The organism is Arthrobacter sp. BC5, assembly GCF_056680255.1.
In genome coordinates this window covers 3,399,989-3,420,378 of the sequence record NZ_CM155273.1, presented here as the reverse complement: position 1 = coordinate 3,420,378, position 20,390 = coordinate 3,399,989, and the positions used below count along the sequence as shown (strand labels likewise).

Sequence of the window (20,390 nt, the reverse complement as noted above, 5' to 3'; positions counted from 1 at the left end):
CGCATGTCATCTCCCACGAGCCCCGCGCAGGGCAACCCCGCATCCCCGTCCTTCACCGTCTCCTCGCCGGAAGACATCCTGTCCTACGTGCCGCACGCGCTCGGGTTCATGCCGGGTGAGAGCCTGGTCGTCCTGACCACGGCCGGCAAGCGGCTGGGCGCCACGCTGCGCGTCGACCTGCCTGCGGACGGGGCCGATCCCCTCGTGTTCGCCGAAGGGGTGATGTCGTTCCTGCAGGGTGACTCCGCAGCGGACGGCGCGCTCGTGGTCGTCTACACGCAGGAGGACTGGGGGGAGCCCGCGCCCCCTCCGCGCGCGGCCCTGGTGCAATGCGTCGAAGCCGCCCTCGGCGCTGGGGGCCTTCCCCTCCGCGGCGGATGGTTCGTCTCGCGTTCGGGGTGGCGCGACTACTTCTGCACCGACGGGGCGTGCTGCCCCTGGCCGGGGCACCCCCTCGACACGGTCGTGCACAGCGCACTCAATGCGGAGTTGATCTTCGGCGGAAGCTCGTTCGACGTGTCGGCTCCGGAGGCGGTCCTGCGCTCAGCGCCGTCGATCGCGGCTCGGAGCATTGCGTCGCCGGCGGCCTGCAGCGCGGTTGAGGACGCACAGGCGCACTACGCTGCCTGCTGCTCCGGCCACTGGACGGCGGTAGCCCAGTTCCGTGCCACGGCTGCCCTGTGGGACGCCGTCCTGGTGCAGCCGGAGGGTTTCTGTGTCGAGGCCGAACCGGAGGTGGCGGGCTTCCTGCTGGCGAGCATCGAATCGCGCACCGTCCGGGACTTCCTCCTCGCGAGCGCCTGCCTGGGGTCGATCGCGGCCCTCGACGGCGCCGCACGATCCGGTCTGCTCGAACCAGGCCGGCATGCACCGCCCGGACCCGTCGGCGGCCCTGATGGCTCCACGGTGTGGCTGCTGCCCGAGGTCCGCACCGCAGGCGGCCTGCATCGCCGTGTCTCGGCGGCGCATGCCGGCCTGGCCGCAGCGGAGGCCGCGGCCGCAGCAGGGACGCAAGCCTCCCAGGAGGTAAGGCCGGACGAGGACGCGGCACTGCTGTACGCCGACGTCCTCGCCGGGCGCTACACGGGGGCCATCGCATGGCACCGTGTCGATGCGATGACCGTCATCCTCACGCGGATCGCCGAGGTGTCAGACGGCGAGTCGCGCGCTGCAGCGCTGACCATGTCCGCATGGTTCGAGTATGCGCGTGGGCGAGGTTCACGGGCTGCGGTCTTCCTGGATGCCGCAGAGCAGGCGGTGCCGGGGTACAGGCTCGCGCGCCTGCTCCACGAACTCCTCCGGCGCGGAGGATTGCCGGCCTGGGCGCGGCGCCGCTCGACCGCCTGGATCGCCGGTGTGCCCGTCGCACCCCGGAGTGCCGTGTAACCGTGCCGTGTAGCCGTGGCGGCAGTGTCGAGGAACAGGCCGTGAGCGGTGGTGGCCGGCCCGATGATAATTTCCGGCGCGGCAGCGATCGTGAGACAATGAAGGTTGAGACCCGGTTGGGTCCGTGCACCAGAACATCACCGAGTATTCCACGACGGCCCCCGCCCACGGGCGGTGTCCGGGGGAATAGCGAGGGCGACAGGACCGTTCCCTAGGGAACCGCCCCGTCGGTACCGTCTGGAGAAAAGCGCGGACTTGACAGGGTCATAGTGGTGTTGTCCCTCTGATGGCACCACACACCGCCGTACGAAAGGTTCTCTGTGTCGGTCAAGAAGACAGCAGCACCGGTGTCGACAGACGCCGGTACCACCACTACCAAGCGACGGGTAGCGGCCAAGAAGCCCGCCACGAAGGCTGCTTCCTCCGCTGCGGCCGCGAAGGCTTCGACCTCTGACGCCCAGGGTTCGGTGGACACACTCGATGGGGCGGATCCCGCCGTCGATGCAGCGGTCGACGTCGATCCCGAGGACCTCAAGCCGGAGGCGGCCGAGGTCGGCACCAGCACCGGCTTCGTCTACTCCGACGCGGACGACGACGACGCCCCGGCCCAGCAGGTCGTATCCGCCGGCGCCACCGCGGACCCCGTCAAGGACTACCTGAAGCAGATCGGCAAGGTGGCACTGCTCAACGCCGAGCAGGAAGTGGACCTCGCCCTGCGCATCGAGGCGGGCCTGTTCGCCGAGGAGAAGATCGCCGCGGACCCGGACATGGATCCGAAGCTGAAGCGCGAGCTCGAGTTCGTCATCCACGACGGCAAGCGGGCGAAGAACCACCTGCTCGAGGCGAACCTCCGCCTCGTCGTGTCCCTCGCCAAGCGCTACACGGGCCGCGGCATGCTTTTCCTCGACCTCATCCAGGAAGGCAACCTCGGCTTGATCCGTGCGGTCGAGAAGTTCGACTACACCAAGGGCTTCAAGTTCTCGACCTACGCCACCTGGTGGATCCGCCAGGCGATCACCCGTGCCATGGCGGACCAGGCCCGCACGATCCGCATCCCCGTGCACATGGTGGAGGTCATCAACAAGCTGGCGCGCGTCCAGCGGCAGATGCTGCAGGACCTCGGCCGCGAACCGACCCCCGAGGAGCTCGCCCTCGAGCTCGACATGACGCCCGAGAAGGTCGTGGAGGTGCAGAAGTACGGCCGCGAGCCGATCTCGCTGCACACTCCCCTCGGCGAGGACGGCGACTCGGAGTTCGGTGACCTCATCGAGGACTCGGAAGCCGTCGTTCCGGCCGACGCCGTGAGCTTCACCCTCCTGCAGGAGCAGCTGCACTCCGTGCTCGATACCCTCTCGGAGCGGGAAGCAGGCGTCGTGGCCATGCGCTTCGGGCTGACCGACGGCCAGCCCAAGACGCTGGACGAGATCGGCAAGGTCTACGGCGTGACGCGTGAGCGCATCCGGCAGATCGAATCGAAGACCATGTCCAAGCTGCGCCACCCCTCGCGGTCGCAGGTGCTGCGGGACTACCTCGACTGACCACCGGTCGTCACGAGGACATCGGAGCAGGGCCCTTCCTTCGGGAGGGGCCCTGCTGCGTCGGTGCGACGCAGGGGAGGACCCCGAGGGTCCCCCTGCGTTTGCGGCCGTCCGGGAACGTCGTCGCCGGCCCGGAACGCAGAATGGGCCCCCTCCGAGGAGGTGGCCCATTCTCATTCTTCAGCGCCTGTACACGGGGCGCCTGTCCTGGACGGGTGGGGTGTGGCGTCCGATGGTCAGTCGACGGCGACGGCCGGCTTCTCGTGAAGCCGCTGCGTCTCGTCCTGCCACTCCGAGGTGAGCGGCTTCAGGTTTGCTTCGACGGCGCGCGCATGGTGGCCGCAGAACAGAAGCTCTCCACCGGAGGACTGAAGGACTGCCCGCACGTAAGCCTGGGCGCCGCATCGGTCGCAGCGGTCCAGGGCAGTGAGTTCGCGAGTTGCTACTGCGGTGGTCATGAATGCCTCCTCATGTGGATCGTGTACTCATATAACCACTATTCGTCACCGTCCCTTCGCAGGCTTGGCCTCCTTTCGCTCCGGGCGTACCAGGGGTATGGATCCCCGCAGTATGCGCCGCAGGGCCCGGCGGGACGCGCCTGCCGCCCCGTGTCGGTGGTCCGTAATAAACTGGAGGCACTCTTCCCCGCAATCACCCTCCTGACGCCTGTCCTGGATCGTGCCCGTTCCGCCAAGGAGACCCTCCCACCGTGACACCCCCCACCTCGGACTACACAGCCCGGCACCTCTCGGTCCTCGAAGGCCTCGAAGCGGTGCGGAAGCGTCCCGGCATGTACATCGGGTCCACGGACTCGCGCGGCCTCATGCACTGCCTCTGGGAGATCATCGACAACTCGGTCGACGAGGCCCTGGCGGGCTACGGCCAGAGCATCACCGTGATCCTGCACGCGGACGGCTCGGTGGAGATCCACGACGACGGCCGAGGCATCCCGGTGGACATCGAACCGAAGACCGGCCTGAGCGGCGTCGAGGTGGTGTTCACCAAACTGCATGCCGGCGGCAAGTTCGGCGGCGGGTCCTACACCGCCTCGGGAGGGCTCCACGGCGTGGGCGCGAGCGTCGTCAATGCGCTGTCCTCCCGCCTGGACGTCTTCGTCGACCGCGGCAGCAAGACCTACGCCATGTCCTTCCGCCGCGGTGAGCCGGGTGTGTTCAAGGACGGCAGGACGCCGTCGCCCGCCTCCGCCTTCGAGCCCTTCCTCGACGGCTCGCGCCTGGAGGTCGTCGGATCGGCCAAGCGTGGCGTGACGGGTACGCGGATCAGGTACTGGGCCGACCGGCAGATCTTCACGCCGGATGCGACGTTCTCCTACGAGGAACTGCAGACCCGTGCGCGGCAGACCTCCTTCCTCGTGCCGGGCCTGCGGATCGCGCTACGGGACGAGCGGAAGCTGCCGGGCACGCCGGGGGAGTCCGGCCCGGTGGAGGAGGTCTTCCAGCACGATGGCGGGATCTCCGAATACGCCGAGTTCCTGGCCCTCGACGCGGCCGTGACGGACGTGTGGCGATTCCAGGGGTCCGGCCGCTTCAAGGAATCGGTGCCGGTGCTCGACGAGCGCGGGCACAGCCAGATGGCCGAGGTGGAGCGGGACTGCGACGTCGACATCGCCCTCCGCTGGGGCATCGGGTACGAGACGACCGTCCGCAGCTACGTCAACATCATCGCCACCCCGAAGGGCGGAACGCACCAGAGCGGCTTCGAGCAGGCGCTGCTGAAGACCTTCCGCAAGGTGATCGAGGCCAATGCGCGCAAGCTCAAGGCGGGCAGCGACAAGATCGAGAAGGACGACGTCTTCGCGGGACTGACCGCCGTGCTGACGGTCCGGCTCGCGGAGCCGCAGTTCGAAGGCCAGACCAAGGAGATCCTGGGGACGTCCGCCGTCAAGGCGATCGTGGCGAGGGTGGTGGAGAAGGAACTGCAGGCGCGGCTGTCCTCCCCGGCCCGTAACGACAAGGCGCAGTCTGCCCTCCTGCTGGAGAAGGTCGTGGCGGAGATGAAGTCGCGCATCTCGGCAAGGGTGCACAAGGAGACGCAGCGGCGCAAGAACGCCCTCGAGACGTCGACCATGCCTGCCAAACTGGCCGACTGCCGGATCGACGATCCGGAGCGCTCGGAACTGTTCATCGTCGAGGGCGACAGCGCGTTGGGGACCGCCAAGCTCGCCCGGTCCTCCGACTACCAGGCGCTCCTGCCGATCCGCGGCAAGATCCTCAACGTGCAGAAGGCATCCGTGGGGGACATGCTGTCCAACGCCGAGTGCGCCGCCCTCATCCAGGTCGTCGGCGCCGGCTCCGGGCGGAGCTTCCAGCTCGATGCCCGGCGCTACGGCAAGGTAATCCTGATGACCGACGCGGACGTCGACGGAGCCCATATCCGCACCCTGCTCCTCACGCTGTTCTTCCGGTACATGCGCCCGCTCGTGGAGGCCGGGCGCGTGTATGCGGCCGTCCCGCCGCTGCACAGGGTGGAGGTGATCAACGGCGGCTCGAAGGCCAACGAGATGATCTACACCTATTCGGAGGCGGAGCTGACGCGCCTCCTGGCGGCGATGGAGAAGCAGGGCAAGCGGTACAAGTCCCCGATCCAGCGTTACAAGGGACTGGGGGAGATGGACGCGGGGCAGCTGGCCGAGACCACGATGGACCCGAGGCACAGGACGCTCCGTCGCGTCCGCATCCAGGAGGCGGAATCGGCCGAGCGCGTCTTCAACCTGCTGATGGGCAGCGACGTCGCTCCGCGCAAGGACTTCATCATCGCGGGAGCCTCGTCGCTCGACAGGGATCGCATCGACGCCTGAGTGCGCGAGCCGGCTCACGCCGGCGGGGACCACCGCGGCCTCCGGCCGGCGCCCCGGCTGCTCAGCCGAGCAGTTCGGGAGCGACCAGCAGGACCGGCGGCACCACCATCAGCATGCCGGCCGCGGACAGGGCCAACCCCTGCTGAACGCGGTTCAGGGGCGGCAGGGGCGTGAGCAGGCGGCGTATCCGGTGGGCGGTCGATCGGGCGTCGGTGATGCCTCCGGTGACGTCCGCCGCTCCGACGGCCTTGCTCCGGCCCTCCTCGGCGAGGGGATCCTCGAGCGCATCGGGCGTCGACGGGAGGGCCCCGGAGCCGACGATGGCGATGGCACGGACGAGCGTGGGTTCGTCCACATGGCGCAGGGCCTCGTCATCGGCCAGCATCTCGATCAGTTCACTCACGGCCCGCTGCGCGAGCCGGGAGGTCGGGAGCCACGGGAGCGCCGACCGCCAGGCCGCGAAGGCCCACAGCAGGAGGTGGTGGCGTTGGTGGAGGTGCGCGTTCTCGTGTGTGAGGACGGCGTCGAGTTCGGCCTGGGTGAGGAGGTCCATGAGGCCGTCCGACATGACCGTCACCGACCTGGCGCCGCCGGGAAGGCAGTAGGCCACCGGTGCAGGGTGGTTGATCACGAGCGTGGCCGGCTGGTCGACGGCGGGGGAGCTCAGCAGGTTGAGCATGTCGCGGTGGCGGCTCCGCTGCCGGCGGATCCGGACGAAGGTCAGCGCCAGGGTGAAGACGAGGTGCCCGAAGAGCAGGGTCGCCGCACTGATCGCGAAGACATGGATCACGCCGAGGGTCTGCGCCGACCCGTCGTCGACCAGGATGTCGAAGAAGCCCGCCGACGCCGAGATGAGGTTGTCACCGAGGGGCTCGAGCCCCCAGACGAGCATCGCGCCGATCATCGACAGGCCTCCCGCGAGGGCGATCGACTGCCAGAGCACCATCGCGGTGAACGGTGCGCGGGCGGGCCAGGAGGCGCGCGAGAGCGCGATGGGAGCGGGCCACGCGAGGATGATCGCGAGAGCCGCGAGCAGATAGGAGGCCCAGAACACGGTCCGGTCAGCTGCCGCCGAGCAGCTTGCGCAGGGTCTCCGCCTCGGCCTCGGACACGCTGCCGATGAAGCGGGCGAGGACCGCCTCCCGGTCCGGTGCGGTCACGAGCACCTCGTGCATGAGCTCGGCGGTGTGGTCCTCCCGGCTCGTCACCGACCTGTACCGATGGGGGCGGCTGTCGCGCTCCCTCTCGACGAGGCCCTTCTTCTCGAGCCGTGACAGCACGGTGAGGACCGTCGTCACAGCGAGTTCGCGCCCTACTTCTCCCGAGGGCGCCTCCGCGATGGCGTCCCGCAGCTCATTGGCGGTCATCGCCTCCGGCGTTGCCCACAGGAGGTCCATCACCGTGCGTTCGAGGTCACCGAGCGTTGCCATGTTCTTCCTTCGATCAATACGTGATCCGCGTCCTCCCGGGACCGGATCCGCTCCCCGTGGGGAGTACTGCGTGTGCCTCTAACGTACAACCTCGGAGCGAACAATTCTACTCCACGTAGAAGAGCTCTCGGATTTGTTCTACGATACGTAGAAGAAACTCTTCTACACTCTGTAGAAGATGCGCCGGGGCCGGCGCGAGGCACTGCTGAAAGGGCCTGATGGAAGCCTTGGAGATTGCCCGGTGGCAATTCGGAATCACGACCGTCTATCACTTCATCATGGTCCCGCTGACCATCGGGCTGGGGCTCCTGGTCGCGATGATGCAGACCATGTGGCACCGCACGGGCGAGGAGCACTACCTCCGCATGACGAAGTTCTGGGGGAAGCTCTTCCTCATCAACTTCATCGTGGGGGTCGCCACCGGTCTGGTGCAGGAGTTCCAGTTCGGCATGGCGTGGAGTGAATACAGCCGGTTCGTCGGTGACGTCTTCGGCGCACCGCTCGCGATGGAGGCACTCCTGGCGTTCTTCGTCGAGTCCACCTTCCTCGGGCTCTGGATCTTCGGCTGGGGTCGGCTCCCGCGCCTGATCCACCTGCTCTCGCTCTGGGCCGCCGTGCTGGCGTCCGTCTTCTCGGCCTACTTCATCCTCGTCGCGAACTCGTGGATGCAGCATCCCGTCGGCGTCGAGATGATCGACGGCCGGCCCGTGATGGTCGACGCCTGGGCGGTGTTCACGAACAACACCGCACTGGTCGCCTTCCCGCACACCCTGTTCGGCTGCCTCGCCGTCGCCGGCGCCTTCCTCCTCGGGATCAGCTGGTACCACCTGTGGAAGAGGCGCCACGACGGCCTGGACACGGTCGGACCCGACGGGACGATCGTCGTCGGCGGCACCACGGGCGCGAGGGACGCGACCGACCACAAGGTGTGGCTGCGTTCGGCGCGGGCCGGCGCCGTGGTCGCCATGATCGCGTTCGCCGGCACGGGCATCACCGGCGACCTGCAGGGCAAGCTCATGTTCGACCAGCAGCCCATGAAGATGGCGGCCGCCGAGGCCGCCTGCCATGACGGCACGGGCTTCTCGATCCTCTCGGTCGGGAACCTCGGCGCGCAGAGCTGCGACGACATCACCGCGGTCATCGAGGTGCCGGGCGTGCTGTCCTTCCTCGCCAACGGGGACTTCACCACCGAGGTCAAGGGCGTCAACACCCTCCTGCCCGAGTACCAGGAGAAGTACGGCACCCATCTGCCGGACGACCCGATGTACGGGGACCTGGCGGGCTCGGAGATCGACTACCTGCCCGTCATGGAGGTCACCTACTGGGGTTTCCGCATCATGATCGGTTTCGGGGCGATCGCCGCTGCCGCCGCCGCTGCCGCCCTCTGGGTACTGCGGAAGGGGACCGTGCCGGAGTCGCGCTGGCTCATGCGGCTGGCGGTCTTCGGGATCCTCGCGCCGTTCGGGGCGAACATCGCGGGCTGGGTCTTCACGGAGATGGGCCGGCAGCCCTTCGTCGTCGCGCCCAATCCGGACCCGACCGGCATCGACGGCGTCTTCATGTTCACCGCGGCGGCGGTCTCGCCCGGTGTCTCCCTGGCGGAGCTGGTCACCTCGCTCGTCCTGCTGACCCTGGTGTACGCCGTCCTCCTCGTCGTCGAGGTGAAGCTGCTCTTCACGTACGTCCGCGGCGGCACCGCATCCGCCATGCCTGAGCTGGTCCACGCCGGTGACGACGCGTCCGCGCCGGACGGCGGCAGGAAGGACGACGGCGACGTCCTCGCCTTCGCCTACTGACCCGCCCGCCGGGCCCTCCTGCCAGGCCGCCGGCGCCGGCCGCCGAGGCCCCCTACTCCTCATCTCTCCGATCGAACGGAACGCTCTCCCATGACCGAGGCCCTGCCTACCCTCTGGTTCGTCCTGATCGCCGTGCTGTGGGCCGGCTACCTGTTCCTCGAGGGTTTCGACCTCGGGGTCGGGATGCTCATGAAGCTCATGGCCCGCAACGACACGCAGCGCCGTGTCCTCCTCAACACCGTCGGCCCCGTGTGGGACGGCAACGAGGTGTGGCTGGTGACGGCCGTCGGCGCCATGTTCGCCGCCTTCCCGTACTGGTACGCCTCCCTGCTGTCGGCGCTGTACCTGCCCTTCCTCCTCGTGCTCCTGGGCCTCATCTTCCGCGCGGTCGCCTTCGAATGGCGCGGCAAGCGTAACAGTGACGCATGGCGCAACCGCTGGGACTGGGCGATCGCCCTCGGGTCCTTCACCGCCGCGGCAGGAATCGGCGCGGCCCTCGCACTCACGACGACGGGACTGCCGCTCGACGCCAACGGCGATCGCGTGGGCGGGCCCTTCGCCTGGGCCACCGCCCCCGCGCTGCTGGGAGCGGCGGCCGTCGTCCTGTTCTGCCTCGTGCACGCTGCGGCGTTCGTCGCCCTCAAGACGGAGGGCGGAGTGCGCGGCCAGGCGGACCGACTGTTCCGCCGGCTCCTGCCCGTTGCGATGATCCCCTTCCTGGGGTGGGCGCTCCTCGTCCAGCTCACCACGGGCTCCGTGGTCACGTGGCTGCTCGTCGTCCTCGCAGCGGCGGCGTTCACGGCCTCCTACCGCTGGTCCCTCGCAGGGCGCGACGGCCGTGCCTTCGCTGCGCTCGGAGCCGGGATGCTCGCGCTCGTCGCATCGATCTTCGGCGCCGTCTTCCCCGTCGTCCTGCCCTCGACCCTGGACACGGCGTTCGACCTGACAGTCGCCAACGCCTCGTCCTCGCCCTACACGCTCGGCCTGATGAGCATCGTCGCGTGCTTCGGGGTGCCGCTCGTCCTCGCCTACCAGGCGTGGACGTACTGGGTCTTCCGCCGGCGCGTCTCGGAGGCCAGCATCCCCGCGGCACACGACGTCCCAGCCCTGTGAGCGGAGCCACCGGGACATCCGTGCCCGAGATACGACCCGTCGCGGCGCCGACGGACCACGCTGCCGCCCGGGAGGCCCGGGCCGTCTCCCCGATGGCAGTGCTGAGGTCGGGCGGGCCGGCGGGAGCAGCGGGTTCGACGTCGGCCCTGTACCTCCTCGGAATCCTCGCCGCCACACGGGCAGCGGGGCTGGTCCTCATGGCCCAGGCCCTCGCCCTCGGCATCGCCTCCGTGGCCGCCGGATCGCCCGACGTCCGGGCGGTCCTCCTGCAGGGCGTCCTGGGTGCCGGCCTGCGCACCGTCGCGGCCTGGGGGCAGGACGCGACCGCGGCGCGCCTCGCCCTCGGGGTCAAGGAACGGATGCGGGAGGCCGCGCTGCTGCGCGTCCTCGACGACGGCGGCACCACGCGTGCGGACGCCGGCGGCCAGGGATCCCTCGCGGTGCTGCTCACGCGCGGGCTCGACGGACTGGACAAGTACTACACGCAGTACCTGCCCGCGCTCATCACCTGCGCGGTGGTCCCGCTCCTGGTCGGGGCACGCATCCTGGCGGCCGACCTGGTCAGCGCCCTCGTCATCATCCTCACGGTGCCGCTCGTGCCGGTCTTCATGGCGCTGATCGGCCTCCATACGCAGGAGCGCACGCAGCAGGCCGCGGCCGCGCTCGGCCGCCTGTCCGACCACCTGCTCGAACTCGCCCGGGGACTCCCCGTCCTCGTGGGACTCGGCCGCGCCGCCGAGCAGACGCGGGCCCTCCGTGACATCGCCGGCGCCTACAGCTCGCGCACCATGATCACGCTCCGCACGGTCTTCCTCTCGTCCCTGGCGCTCGAACTCATCAGCACCATCTCGGTCGCCGTCGTCGCCGTGTTCGCCGGGGTCCGGCTGATCCACGGGGACCTCGGCCTGGAGACGGCCCTGATCGCGCTCATCCTGGCGCCGGAGTGCTACGGGCCCCTGCGCGACGTCGGTGCCGCCCATCATGCCAGCGAGGACGGCGAGGAGTCCGGCGCCCGCGTCCGTGCGGTGATCGACGCTCCCGTGGCTGACGGGGCCGTTCCCGCACGGGCGCCGTCCCGGGCCCGTGTAGCCGGGGACGGCGCTTCGGGCGGCATCGCCGTCACGGGCCTGGGGGCACGGTACGACGGCGTCCTCCGGCCCGTCTTCGAGGACGTCTCGTTCGTCCTCGCGCCCGGCTCCATCACCGCACTGCGCGGAGCGAGCGGGTCCGGCAAGTCCACGCTCATGCGCGCACTGGCCGGGGGAGCGGCGGTCCCGGCAGGCCTCCGGTTGGAGGGGCAGGTGACGGGGCTCGAGGAGGGCGTCGTCGCCTGGGTCCCGCAGCACCCGGAGCTCCTGATGCAGACCGTGGGGGCCGAACTCGCCCTGTACGGCGGTCCCGGGACGGACTCCCTGGCCGTCGAGGACCAGCTCGCCGCCGTCGGTGCCGCAGGGCTCGCCGATCGGCGGGCCGGAGAGCTGAGCCCCGGCGAGCTGCGGCGCGTCGCCGTCGCCCGGGCGCTGGTGAGGGCGCAGGACCCGTCGGTCCGCCTCCTCCTGCTCGACGAGCCGACGGCGCATGTGGACGAGGGAGCCTCCGAGGCGATCCGTTCGGCCATCGAGGCGCGCCGGCCGGGGCTCGCCGTCCTGCTGATCGCGCACGACGACGAGACGGCCGCCCTGGCCTCGGCCGAGGTCCGGCTCGGTGCGGAAGCCGAGACGGAGGCAGGACCGTGGACCTCCGGCAGCGATGCGCCGGCGCCCGCGGTCCCCGCACCCGCAGCGTTCCCGGCGCGGGACAGCGTCGCCGGAGGACCCGCCGCAAACCGTGGGCCACGGCGGGCCGACGCCGCCGGTGCGGACGGACCCGAGCCGCGACCCACCGCGGTCGGCCCGGTGGCCTGGCTCCGCTCCGCGCGCGACGTGCTGGCCCTCGTCCAGCCGTGGGATCGCCGGTTCCTCGCGGCCGCGGCGCTGGGCCTCGGCGCCTCCGGCTTCGCGGTCGCCCTGACCGCCCTGAGCGGCTGGCTGATCGTCCGGGCCGCTGAGCAGCCCCCGATCCTCTACCTGCTCACCGCCATCGTCGGCGTCCGGTTCTTCGGCATCGGGCGATCACTCCTGCGCTATGAGGAACGCCTCTGGCTGCATCGGGCCGTGTTCCATCGGGCGGATGACACCCGGCTGCGCCTGTGGACGGGCCTGCTCCGGGCGGGACGCTCGTGGCGTACGATCGCCCGCGGCTCCGGAGGCATCGAGCGGCTCGTGGGCGACATCGACGAGCTGCGGGACCTCTCGTCGCGTGCCCTGCTGCCCTTCGTCACGTCCGTCCTCACCGGGCTCGCCGCGCTCGTCACCACGGCCCTCCTGCACCCTGCCTCCCTCGGCTGGCAGGCTCTCGCCGTGGGTGCGGCCCTCGTCGTCGCCCCCGTCATCGCGGTCGTCCGCGAGCAGGCAGCCGGTGCTGCGGCCGTGCAGGTGCGGGCCGACGCCCTCGAACGCATCACCAGTCTCCTGCGTGCCGCTCCGGATCTCAGGGTGAACGGCGCCCACCGGGCGGCCCTCGACCTGACGAGGCGGTTCGACGAGCGGGCCGCCACGGCAGCCGGACGGTCGGCTGCTGCTGCGGGGGCCTCGACGGCGGTGATCGTCGCCGCCTGCTGTGCTGCCTCCCTCGGCATCCTCGTCACCGCAGCCGGCCTGCCGGCGGACATCACGGCAGTGCTCGTGCTCATGCAGCTCGCGCTGATCGAACCGTTCGTCGCCGGAGCCTCCGCCGTGCAGCACTGGGGCCCGCTGTCCACGGTCTCGCGTCGCATCCTGCCGAGGCTCGGCCCCTCCCGGGACTGGCGGCAGGACACCGGCACGGGCGGGGACCGGTCAGGCGCCCCCGTGCGGACGATCGGGCTGCAGGGCGCCTCGGTGGGCTACGAGCCGTCCCGACCGGTCGTCGCCGACGTGGACCTCGCCCTGGTCCCCGGGCGCTGGACCGCCCTCACCGGACCCTCCGGCAGCGGCAAGTCCACCCTGATCGGGGCATTGCTGGGATTCCTGCCGCTCGAGGAGGGCAGGCTCCTCGTGGACGGCGTGCCTGCTGCGCCCGGGAGCGTGCCACGGATCGCCTGGTGCCCCCAGGAGAGCCATCTCTTCGACTCCAGCCTCCGCTCCAACCTGCAGCTCGCCCGGTCGGCCGGAGACCCCGCCACGGAGGAGGAGCTCGAGTCCGCCGTCCGCGCCGTGGGACTGTCGGACATGGTGGGCGGCCTCGAGCACGGGCTGGATGCTCCCGCAGGAGCCGGAGGATCCCGCCTCTCCGGCGGGCAGCGGCAGCGCCTCGCGGTCGCCCGCGCCCTGCTCACCCGGTCCGGCGTCGTGCTCCTCGACGAGCCCACCGCCCACCTCGATGCCGACGGTGCCCGCTCCTTGCTCGAGGACCTGCGGGCCGGGCTCTCCGGGCACGCCGTCCTCCTCGTCACCCACGACCGCGACGAGGCGGCATTGTGCGATGAGGTGGTGGCGCTGGACGCTTCGCCCCGCCCCACCCTCTCCGCCGGAGCGGCGCGCCCGCGCTGATCGTGGCCGGCGGCCCGGGGCTCGATCCGCAGGAATCAGGGCAGGCGGACGCGCCCTGCCATACGCTGGAGGGATGACGCCCGAGACACCCCGACAGGACGCCGTCCCCGCCAGCGGGCAGGGCCCGGCTGCGCCGCCCCTGCCCGGAATCCTGCGCTGGCGGCCGCTCGGTCACGCGGACATCGACCCCTGGCTGGCGCTGATCCGTCGGATCGCCGTGCAGGACGAACCGGACTGGGTGGAGCAGCGCGCCGACCTCGAGCAGGCGCTGCGGGCGTCGAAGAACGATCCGCGCCGGGACACGATCGCAGGGTTCGACGGCGACGGCGTGCCGCGCGCCTTCGGGCGGCTGTCGATGAACCCCGGCTCCTCCCTCGTGCACGGCGCCGGTGGTGTCGACCCGGCATGGCGCCGGCGCGGGATCGGACGTGCCGTCCTTGCCTGGCAGGCGTGGCTCGCCGGGATGCGGCTGCGGGAGACCGGGCGGACGGAGGGGACCTTCCGCAACTATGTCGAGGAGCGCAACGCCTCGCACCTGGCACTGCTCAGGGCGAGCGGCAGCACCATCGTCCGGTACTTCACCGAGATGACCAGGCCCCTCGACCAGCCGATCCCCGAACTGCCGTTCCCCGCCGAGCTGAAGCTCGTGAGCTTCGCCGAGGGTACCGATCGCACCATCGCCGAGCTCGTCCGCCTCGCGCACAACGACGCCTTCCAGGACCACTGGGGGAGCGAGCCCCGTGACCAGGAGTCCTGGCAGTTCACCGTCAGCCACCCGGAGTTCCGCGCGGACTGGAGCCTTGCGCTCCTCGATCCGGCGAAGGGCGAGGTGGTGGCGTACCAGCTCGCCAGCTACGACCCCGATTCCAAGGAACTGCTCGGCCACTCCGAGGGGTACACGGACCTGCTGGGCGTCCGGCGCACCTGGCGGGGCCGCGGTCTCGCACCGGCGCTGCTCGCGGAGGCGATGAAGCGCTATCGCGCTTCCGGCATGGAGAACGCGGGACTCGGCGTCGACACCGAGAACCCCTCCGGGGCCCTGGGCCTGTACGAACGGATGGGGTACGTGCCGACCCAGCGTTCGATCGTCTTCGACCTCCCGCTCACGGCGCCGGCCGGGTGACCTGCCCCGTCCGTACGCGCCGGCCCTACCCCGGGCTGCAGCAGTTACAGCAGCGTCCCCTGGGCGTCGTCGTCCCCGCCACGTCCTGAGCGCACGGGCTCGTCCGGGCCCTCCCCGACGCCCACGGCCGCCCCGGATCCTGCGATGGTGCCCGTGGCAGGGCGCGGTGCTCGGACGAGTCCGAGCAGGCTCGGGCCGACGGCATCGATCTGCTGCGTCAGAGGAACGCCGGAGCCGTCGCGCCGCCCGTGCTCCGTGGGCAGCGCCCGCGCCACACCGTTGGCCGACGCCGCGCGGGCGGGTCCGTGGCCGGCCCACGCGAGCGAGAGGGCTTCCTCCCCGCGGAGGAACCGGTGCGCCCGCACGCCCGCCGTGGCCCGGCCCTTGACCGGGTATTCGGCGAACTCGGTGATCTTCGCCGAGCCGGCGGAGGTGCCCGGCAGTGCGTCATCCGCCGCGGTGACCGTCACCACCACACCCTGGTCGTCCTCGGGAGCAAGCGCCCCGAAGTGCAGGACCGCGTCTCCTGCTGCCAGCTTGATGCCGGCCATGCCGCCGGCGGTCCGTCCCTGCGGGCGCACCGACGCCGCTGGGAAGCGCAGCAGCTGCGCCCGGCGCGTGATGAACACGAGGTCCTCGGAGTCCGGGGCGGAGGCGATGCCCACCACCCTGTCCTTCGGCTTGAGGGCGATGACCTCCCAGTCGTCCCGGTTCAGCGGGTACTCCGGCTGGACGCGCTTCACCACGCCCTGCGACGTGCCGAGGGCCACCACAGCATTGAGCGGTGCCAGTCCCACGAGGCTCTCACCCCGTTCGAGGGTGATGAACTCCGACGACGGCACCCCGCCGGCCAGGTTCGGCACGCCGGCGGTGGGCGGCAGGGCGGGCATGTCCAGGACCTGGAGGCGGATCATCCTGCCCGCGGAGGTGACGGCTCCCACTTCACCGCGGGCTGTCGAGGGGAGCACGGACCGGAAGGCGTCGTGCTTGATGCGCTGGCCGTCGCCCAGGGGCTGGCGGTCGGACGTACGAGCGAGCTGTCCGGAGGCGGAGAGCAGGACCCAGCAGGGATCGTCGGCGATCTCGAGCGGCATCAGCGCCTTCGCGCCCTTGCCTGCGGGAGCCGGCAGCACCGACCCCTTGAGCGGGGCGGCGGCCTCCGACTCGAGCAGCACCGTGCGCCGCGGCGTGGCGAACTGCTCCGACAGTTCGCCGAGCTCGTCGGACACGAGCGTGCGGAGCCGTTCCTCGGACCCGAGGACGGCCTCGAGCTCGGCGATGTCGAGCCGGAGTTGCTCCTGTTCCTTCTCGAGCTCGATCCGCGAGTACCTGGTGAGCTGGCGCAGCCGGAGTTCCAGGATGTGGTTCGCCTGGATCTCGGAGAGGTCGTAGATGGACATGAGCCTCGTTCGCGCCTCCGAGGACTCGTCCGAGGACCGGATGATCTGGATCACCTCGTCGATGTCGACGATCGCGACGAGCAGGCCCTCCACGAGGTGCAGGCGGTCGAGCTTGCGCTGCAGCCGGTAGGACGTGCGGCGGCGCACCACCAGGATCCGGTGGTCGACGTAGACCTTCAGCAGCTCGACGAGTCCGAGCGTGCGCGGCTGCCCGTCCACGAGGGCCACGTTGTTGATGCCGAAGGAATCCTCCATCGGCGTGAAGCGGTAGAGCTGGGCGAGCACCGCGTTGGGGTTGAAGCCGTTCTTGAGCTCGATCACCAGGCGGAGGCCGTGCATCCGGTCCGTCAGGTCGACGATGTCCGAGATGCCCTGGAGCTTCTTGGCGGTGACGGCGTCCTTGATCCGCTCGATCACCTTCTCCGGACCCACCGTGTAGGGGAGTTCCGTGACCACGAGGCCCGTGCGCCTGGCCGACAGCTGCTCGACCGTCACGGTGGCGCGGGTCTTGAAGGAGCCTCGCCCCGTGGCATAGGCGTCCCGCACGCCGTCGAGGCCCACGATCTTGCCGCCGCTCGGAAGATCGGGTCCGGGGACGAAGCGCGTCAGGTCCTCGAGGGAGGCGTCCGGGTTCGCGATGAGGTGGCGTGCCGCCGCGACGACCTCGCCGAGGTTGTGCGGCGGCATGTTGGTGGCCATGCCCACGGCGATCCCACTGGCGCCGTTGACGAGGAGGTTGGGGAAGGCCGCGGGCAGCACTTCGGGCTGCGTGAGCTGGTTGTCGTAGTTCGGGACGAAGTCGACGACGTCCTCGTCGAGGTGGTTCGTCATCGTCAGGGCGGCCGCGGCCAGGCGGGCCTCGGTGTACCGGGCGGCCGCGGGGCCGTCGTCGAGCGACCCGAAATTGCCGTGCCCGTCGATGAGGGGGAGGCGGAGGGAGAAATCCTGGGCCATGCGCACCATGGCGTCGTAGATGGCACTGTCCCCGTGCGGGTGGAGCTTCCCCATGACCTCGCCGACGACGCGCGCGGACTTCACGTGCCCGCGGTCCGGGCGCAGTCCCATGTCGGTCATCATGTAGAGGATGCGCCGTTGGACGGGCTTGAGGCCGTCGCGCGCGTCGGGCAGCGCACGGGAGTAGATCACGGAGTACGCGTACTCCAGGAAGGACTCCTCCATCTCGGCTTCGACGTCGATGTCGATGATTTTCTCGGTGAAATCCTCCGGCGGGGCGGAGTTCTGGCGCCTGGCCATGTGCGTGGCGGTTCCTCAACAACTCGGGTGTGCGAAGCGGGTGGTCGGCGGGCATCCGCGCGCCGCGGGCGGTTCCGGCCGCGGTTCGACCCATGGCCGAGGGGATGCCGACTACCCTGAGTCTATGGTGGCGGACGGACAATACCCGGAATATTGGGAGGCTGATGTCGTCCTGCGTGACGGCGGGACGGCTCACCTGCGGCCCATCTCGCCCCTCGACGCCGACGCGGTCCAGGCGTTCCACGTCCGCCAGTCGCAGAATTCGATCTACCTGCGGTTCTTCACGTACAAGGCGAAGCTCAGCGCGAAGGAGCTCAAGCGCTTCACCGAGGTCGACCACCGCGACCGCGTCGCCTTCGTGATCACGCGCGGCGAGGACATCATCGGGATCGGCCGCTACGACCGCCTGGACGATCCGCTCGAGGCCGAGGTCGCGTTCAACGTCTCGGACTACCACCAGGGCCGGGGGGTCGGCTCCATCCTGCTGGAGCATCTCGCCGCCGCCGCCCGGGAGAACGGCATCCGCCGCTTCTCAGCGGAGGTCCTGCCCGAGAACCGCAAGATGATCACCGTCTTCGCCGAGGCCGGCTACGAGGTCGAGCGGCACTTCGACGACGGCGTCGTGATGCTGAGCTTCGACATCGACCCCACGCGCAGGTCGCAGGCCGTGATGGAGGCGCGCGAGCACCGGGCCGAGGCGAGGAGCATGGCGGAGCTGCTGACGCCGTCGTCGGTCGCCGTGATCGGCGCCAGCCGCGAGTGGGGAACGGTGGGGTACGCGCTGCTGGAACACCTGATCGACGGCGGCTTCACGGGACGCGTGTACGCGGTCAATCCCGAGGCCTTCGAGCTGAACGGCATGATCTCCCACGCCTCGCTCGCCGAGGTGCCGGAGCCGGTCGACCTCGCCGTCGTCGCGGTGCCCCACGAGCAGGTGGACGCCGTCGTGGACGAGTGCGCGCGCGCAGGGGTGAAGGGGCTCCTCGTCGTGACGGCCGGCTACGCGGACGGCGACGGCGACGGGCTCGCGCGGCAGCGCGCCCTCGTGCACAAGGCCAGGGCGCACGGCATGCGCGTGGTCGGGCCGGCGTCGCTCGGTCTCGTGAACACCGACCCGGCGGTCCGGCTGAACGCCTCGATGGCGCCCGACCTGCCCCAGCGCGGTGCCCTGTCCCTGTTCAGCCAGTCCGCCGGCCTCGGCGTGCTCCTGTATGCGAGCGCACGGCGCCGCGGACTCGGGGTCTCCTCGGTGATCTCGGCAGGCAACCGCGCGGACGTCTCGGGAAACGATGCCATGCAGTTCTGGGAGGACGACCAGACCACGCGCGCCGTCGGGCTGTACTTCGAATCCATCGGCAATCCGAGGAAGTTCTCGCGCATCGCCCGTCGCCTCGCCAGGACCAAGCCGGTGATCGTCGCGAAGTCCGACGTCACGGGACTGCAGCTCCCACCGGGCCACGCCGTGCGTACCACGCAGGCGCCTCCCGGAGCGCTCGACTCGATGCTGCGGCAGTCCGGGGTCATGAGGGTCGAAACGACGGAGCAGCTGATGGACATCGCGCAGATCGTCGCGAGCCAGCCGCTGCCGCAGGGCCCGGGCGTGGCCGTCTTCAGCAACTCCTCCGCTCTGGGCAAGGTGGTGGCCGACGGCGTCGTCTCGCAGGGGATGACGGTCGCCCGGCTGGACGCCGACCTCCAGCTCGACACCGGGCAGTCCGTCGCCCTGCCCGCCCTCGCTGCGACGGTGACGGATGCCCTCCGCGACCCGGCGGTCCACGCCGCGGTCGTCACCACGCTGCCCGCCCGGGGACTGACCGCCGATGCCGTGGCCGCCTGCCTGCAGCACTGCGCCGAGCAGGCAGGCAAGCCCGTCGTCGCCTCCTTCACCGGCATCCTCGATGCAGGGATGCAGCTCGACGGACTGGTCGCTGCCACCGCGCCGTCGTCGTCCCCGTCCGCGAGCGCGTCGGATCCGGCGCGGGAAGGGGCCGCGCCCGTGCGCGTGCCGCTCGATGCCGCCGACCCGGGGGCCCGATCGGGGCCAGCCGGGCCCGCGCCCGAGGAGACCAGCCCGGTCCTTCCCCTGCAGCGCGGACTGCCGTGCTTCCCGAGCCCCGGTGCGGCACTCGCGGCCCTCGGCGCCGTCGTCCGGTACTCGCAGTGGCGCACGCGCGACCACGGCGAGTTCCTCGACCCCGAGGGCGTCGACGCGGACGAGGCCGTGCGCGTGCTCGCGGCCGTCCGCAAACGCGTCTCGGACGTGGAGCTCAAGCGCCTGACGCCGGACGAGTGCGGTGCGCTGCTGGGCGCGTACGGCATCACCCTCCTGCCGTCGGCGCGCTTCACCTCGGTGGACGAAGCCGTCGCCCACGCCGAACGCCTGGGATGGCCCGTGGCGCTCAAGACCATGGACGAGCACCTGCGGCACCGGCTCGACCTCGGCGGTGTGCGGCTGAGCATCGACACCCCCGAGTCGCTGCGGCGCAACATCGCGCAGATGGAGAAGGTGCTCGCACCGTTCGGCAGCTTCGGGATGGAGGTGCAGTCCATGGCGCCGTCCGGCCAGGCCTGCAGCATCCGTGCCATCGAGGACCCCCTCATGGGTCCCGTGGTGTCCTTCGGACTGGCCGGCGACGCCGTCAACCTGCTCGACGACTGGGCCCACGGGATACCGCCGCTGAGCACCGGGGACATCGCGGATCTCGTCCGGGCGCCGCGCGCATCGCGCAAGCTCTTCGGCTACCAGGGCCTGCCGCCGGCCGATGTCGCGGCGGTCGAGGACCTCGTGGCACGCGTGGCCCTCCTCAAGGACAACCACCCCGAGATCGCGAGGCTCGACCTCAATCCGGTCCTCGTCGCGGCATCGGGCCTCACCGTCCTGAGTGCGGCCATCGACGTCGGCAACCCGCAGCGCCGCACGGACAGCGCCCGCCGCGCCATGCGCGACTGACGCCCCCTGGTTA

At 70.7% G+C, this 20,390-nt stretch carries 12 protein-coding genes; 8 read left to right on the top strand and 4 right to left on the bottom strand.

Annotated elements, in window-relative coordinates; genetic code table 11:
* Window positions 1-3 precede the first annotated feature (3 nt).
* Together AC1MFI_RS16075 and AC1MFI_RS16070 are read left to right on the top strand one after the other, a co-directional pair.
* Entirely contained in the window at window positions 4-1,386 is a 1,383-nt protein-coding gene (locus AC1MFI_RS16075) for a DUF4192 domain-containing protein (RefSeq protein ID WP_479818125.1), read from the top strand.
* A gap of 347 nt (window positions 1,387-1,733) precedes the next feature.
* A complete protein-coding gene (locus tag AC1MFI_RS16070; protein ID WP_479820920.1) occupies window positions 1,734-2,924 on the top strand; it encodes an RNA polymerase sigma factor in 1,191 nt (396 codons plus the stop codon).
* A gap of 236 nt (window positions 2,925-3,160) precedes the next feature.
* On the opposite strand, the gene AC1MFI_RS16065 is transcribed toward AC1MFI_RS16070, so the two are convergent.
* Window positions 3,161-3,382 carry a DUF7455 domain-containing protein gene (locus AC1MFI_RS16065; RefSeq protein ID WP_400484429.1) on the bottom strand — a complete coding sequence of 74 codons (222 nt, stop codon included), beginning with the start codon at window positions 3,380-3,382 and terminating at the stop codon, window positions 3,161-3,163.
* 251 nt (window positions 3,383-3,633) lie between these two features.
* Here AC1MFI_RS16065 and AC1MFI_RS16060 point away from each other — a divergent pair, with 251 nt between their 5' ends.
* Window positions 3,634-5,742, top strand: coding sequence for a DNA gyrase/topoisomerase IV subunit B (locus AC1MFI_RS16060; protein ID WP_479818123.1), 2,109 nt, complete (start codon window positions 3,634-3,636; stop codon window positions 5,740-5,742).
* Window positions 5,743-5,803: 61 nt separating this feature from the next.
* Here the strand turns inward: AC1MFI_RS16060 and AC1MFI_RS16055 are convergent, their stop codons facing one another.
* Entirely contained in the window at window positions 5,804-6,796 is a 993-nt protein-coding gene (locus tag AC1MFI_RS16055) for a M56 family metallopeptidase (protein WP_479818121.1), read from the bottom strand.
* A gap of 7 nt (window positions 6,797-6,803) precedes the next feature.
* Window positions 6,804-7,172 carry a BlaI/MecI/CopY family transcriptional regulator gene (locus AC1MFI_RS16050; protein ID WP_400484432.1) on the bottom strand — a complete coding sequence of 123 codons (369 nt, stop codon included), beginning with the start codon at window positions 7,170-7,172 and terminating at the stop codon, window positions 6,804-6,806.
* 218 nt (window positions 7,173-7,390) lie between these two features.
* On the opposite strand from AC1MFI_RS16050, the gene AC1MFI_RS16045 reads away from it, so the two are divergent.
* The 4 genes from AC1MFI_RS16045 to AC1MFI_RS16030 all read left to right on the top strand — a co-directional run bounded on the left by AC1MFI_RS16045 (window position 7,391) and on the right by AC1MFI_RS16030 (window position 14,773).
* Entirely contained in the window at window positions 7,391-8,968 is a 1,578-nt protein-coding gene (locus AC1MFI_RS16045; protein ID WP_479818119.1) for a cytochrome ubiquinol oxidase subunit I, read from the top strand.
* 90 nt (window positions 8,969-9,058) lie between these two features.
* Window positions 9,059-10,081: a cytochrome d ubiquinol oxidase subunit II gene (gene cydB, locus AC1MFI_RS16040; RefSeq protein ID WP_479818117.1), complete on the top strand. Its 1,023-nt coding sequence runs from the start codon at window positions 9,059-9,061 to the stop codon at window positions 10,079-10,081.
* 20 nt (window positions 10,082-10,101) lie between these two features.
* On the top strand, window positions 10,102-13,650 hold the full coding sequence (gene cydC / locus AC1MFI_RS16035) for a thiol reductant ABC exporter subunit CydC (protein WP_479818115.1): 3,549 nt from the start codon (window positions 10,102-10,104) through the stop codon (window positions 13,648-13,650).
* Between the two features lie 73 nt (window positions 13,651-13,723).
* Window positions 13,724-14,773: a GNAT family N-acetyltransferase gene (locus tag AC1MFI_RS16030; RefSeq protein ID WP_479818113.1), complete on the top strand. Its 1,050-nt coding sequence runs from the start codon at window positions 13,724-13,726 to the stop codon at window positions 14,771-14,773.
* Between the two features lie 44 nt (window positions 14,774-14,817).
* Here the strand turns inward: AC1MFI_RS16030 and AC1MFI_RS16025 are convergent, their stop codons facing one another.
* Complete coding sequence (locus tag AC1MFI_RS16025; protein ID WP_479818112.1) at window positions 14,818-17,427, bottom strand: DNA gyrase/topoisomerase IV subunit A; 2,610 nt, start codon at window positions 17,425-17,427, stop codon at window positions 14,818-14,820.
* A 124-nt stretch (window positions 17,428-17,551) separates the two neighbouring features.
* Here AC1MFI_RS16025 and AC1MFI_RS16020 point away from each other — a divergent pair, with 124 nt between their 5' ends.
* Window positions 17,552-20,377 carry a bifunctional acetate--CoA ligase family protein/GNAT family N-acetyltransferase gene (locus tag AC1MFI_RS16020; RefSeq protein ID WP_479818111.1) on the top strand — a complete coding sequence of 942 codons (2,826 nt, stop codon included), beginning with the start codon at window positions 17,552-17,554 and terminating at the stop codon, window positions 20,375-20,377.
* Window positions 20,378-20,390 lie beyond the last annotated feature (13 nt).

What these genes read in the sequence shown, in the direction of transcription:
- AC1MFI_RS16075 (WP_479818125.1), top strand. Translation starts at nt 4, where the DNA reads ATGTCATCTCCCACGAGCCCCGCGCAGGGCAACCCCGCATCCCCGTCC.
- AC1MFI_RS16065 (WP_400484429.1), bottom strand. Translation starts at nt 3,382, where the DNA reads ATGACCACCGCAGTAGCAACTCGCGAACTCACTGCCCTGGACCGCTGC.
- AC1MFI_RS16050 (WP_400484432.1), bottom strand. Translation starts at nt 7,172, where the DNA reads ATGGCAACGCTCGGTGACCTCGAACGCACGGTGATGGACCTCCTGTGG.
- AC1MFI_RS16045 (WP_479818119.1), top strand. Translation starts at nt 7,391, where the DNA reads ATGGAAGCCTTGGAGATTGCCCGGTGGCAATTCGGAATCACGACCGTC.
- cydB (WP_479818117.1), top strand. Translation starts at nt 9,059, where the DNA reads ATGACCGAGGCCCTGCCTACCCTCTGGTTCGTCCTGATCGCCGTGCTG.
- AC1MFI_RS16030 (WP_479818113.1), top strand. Translation starts at nt 13,724, where the DNA reads ATGACGCCCGAGACACCCCGACAGGACGCCGTCCCCGCCAGCGGGCAG.
- AC1MFI_RS16025 (WP_479818112.1), bottom strand. Translation starts at nt 17,427, where the DNA reads ATGGCCAGGCGCCAGAACTCCGCCCCGCCGGAGGATTTCACCGAGAAA.
- AC1MFI_RS16020 (WP_479818111.1), top strand. Translation starts at nt 17,552, where the DNA reads ATGGTGGCGGACGGACAATACCCGGAATATTGGGAGGCTGATGTCGTC.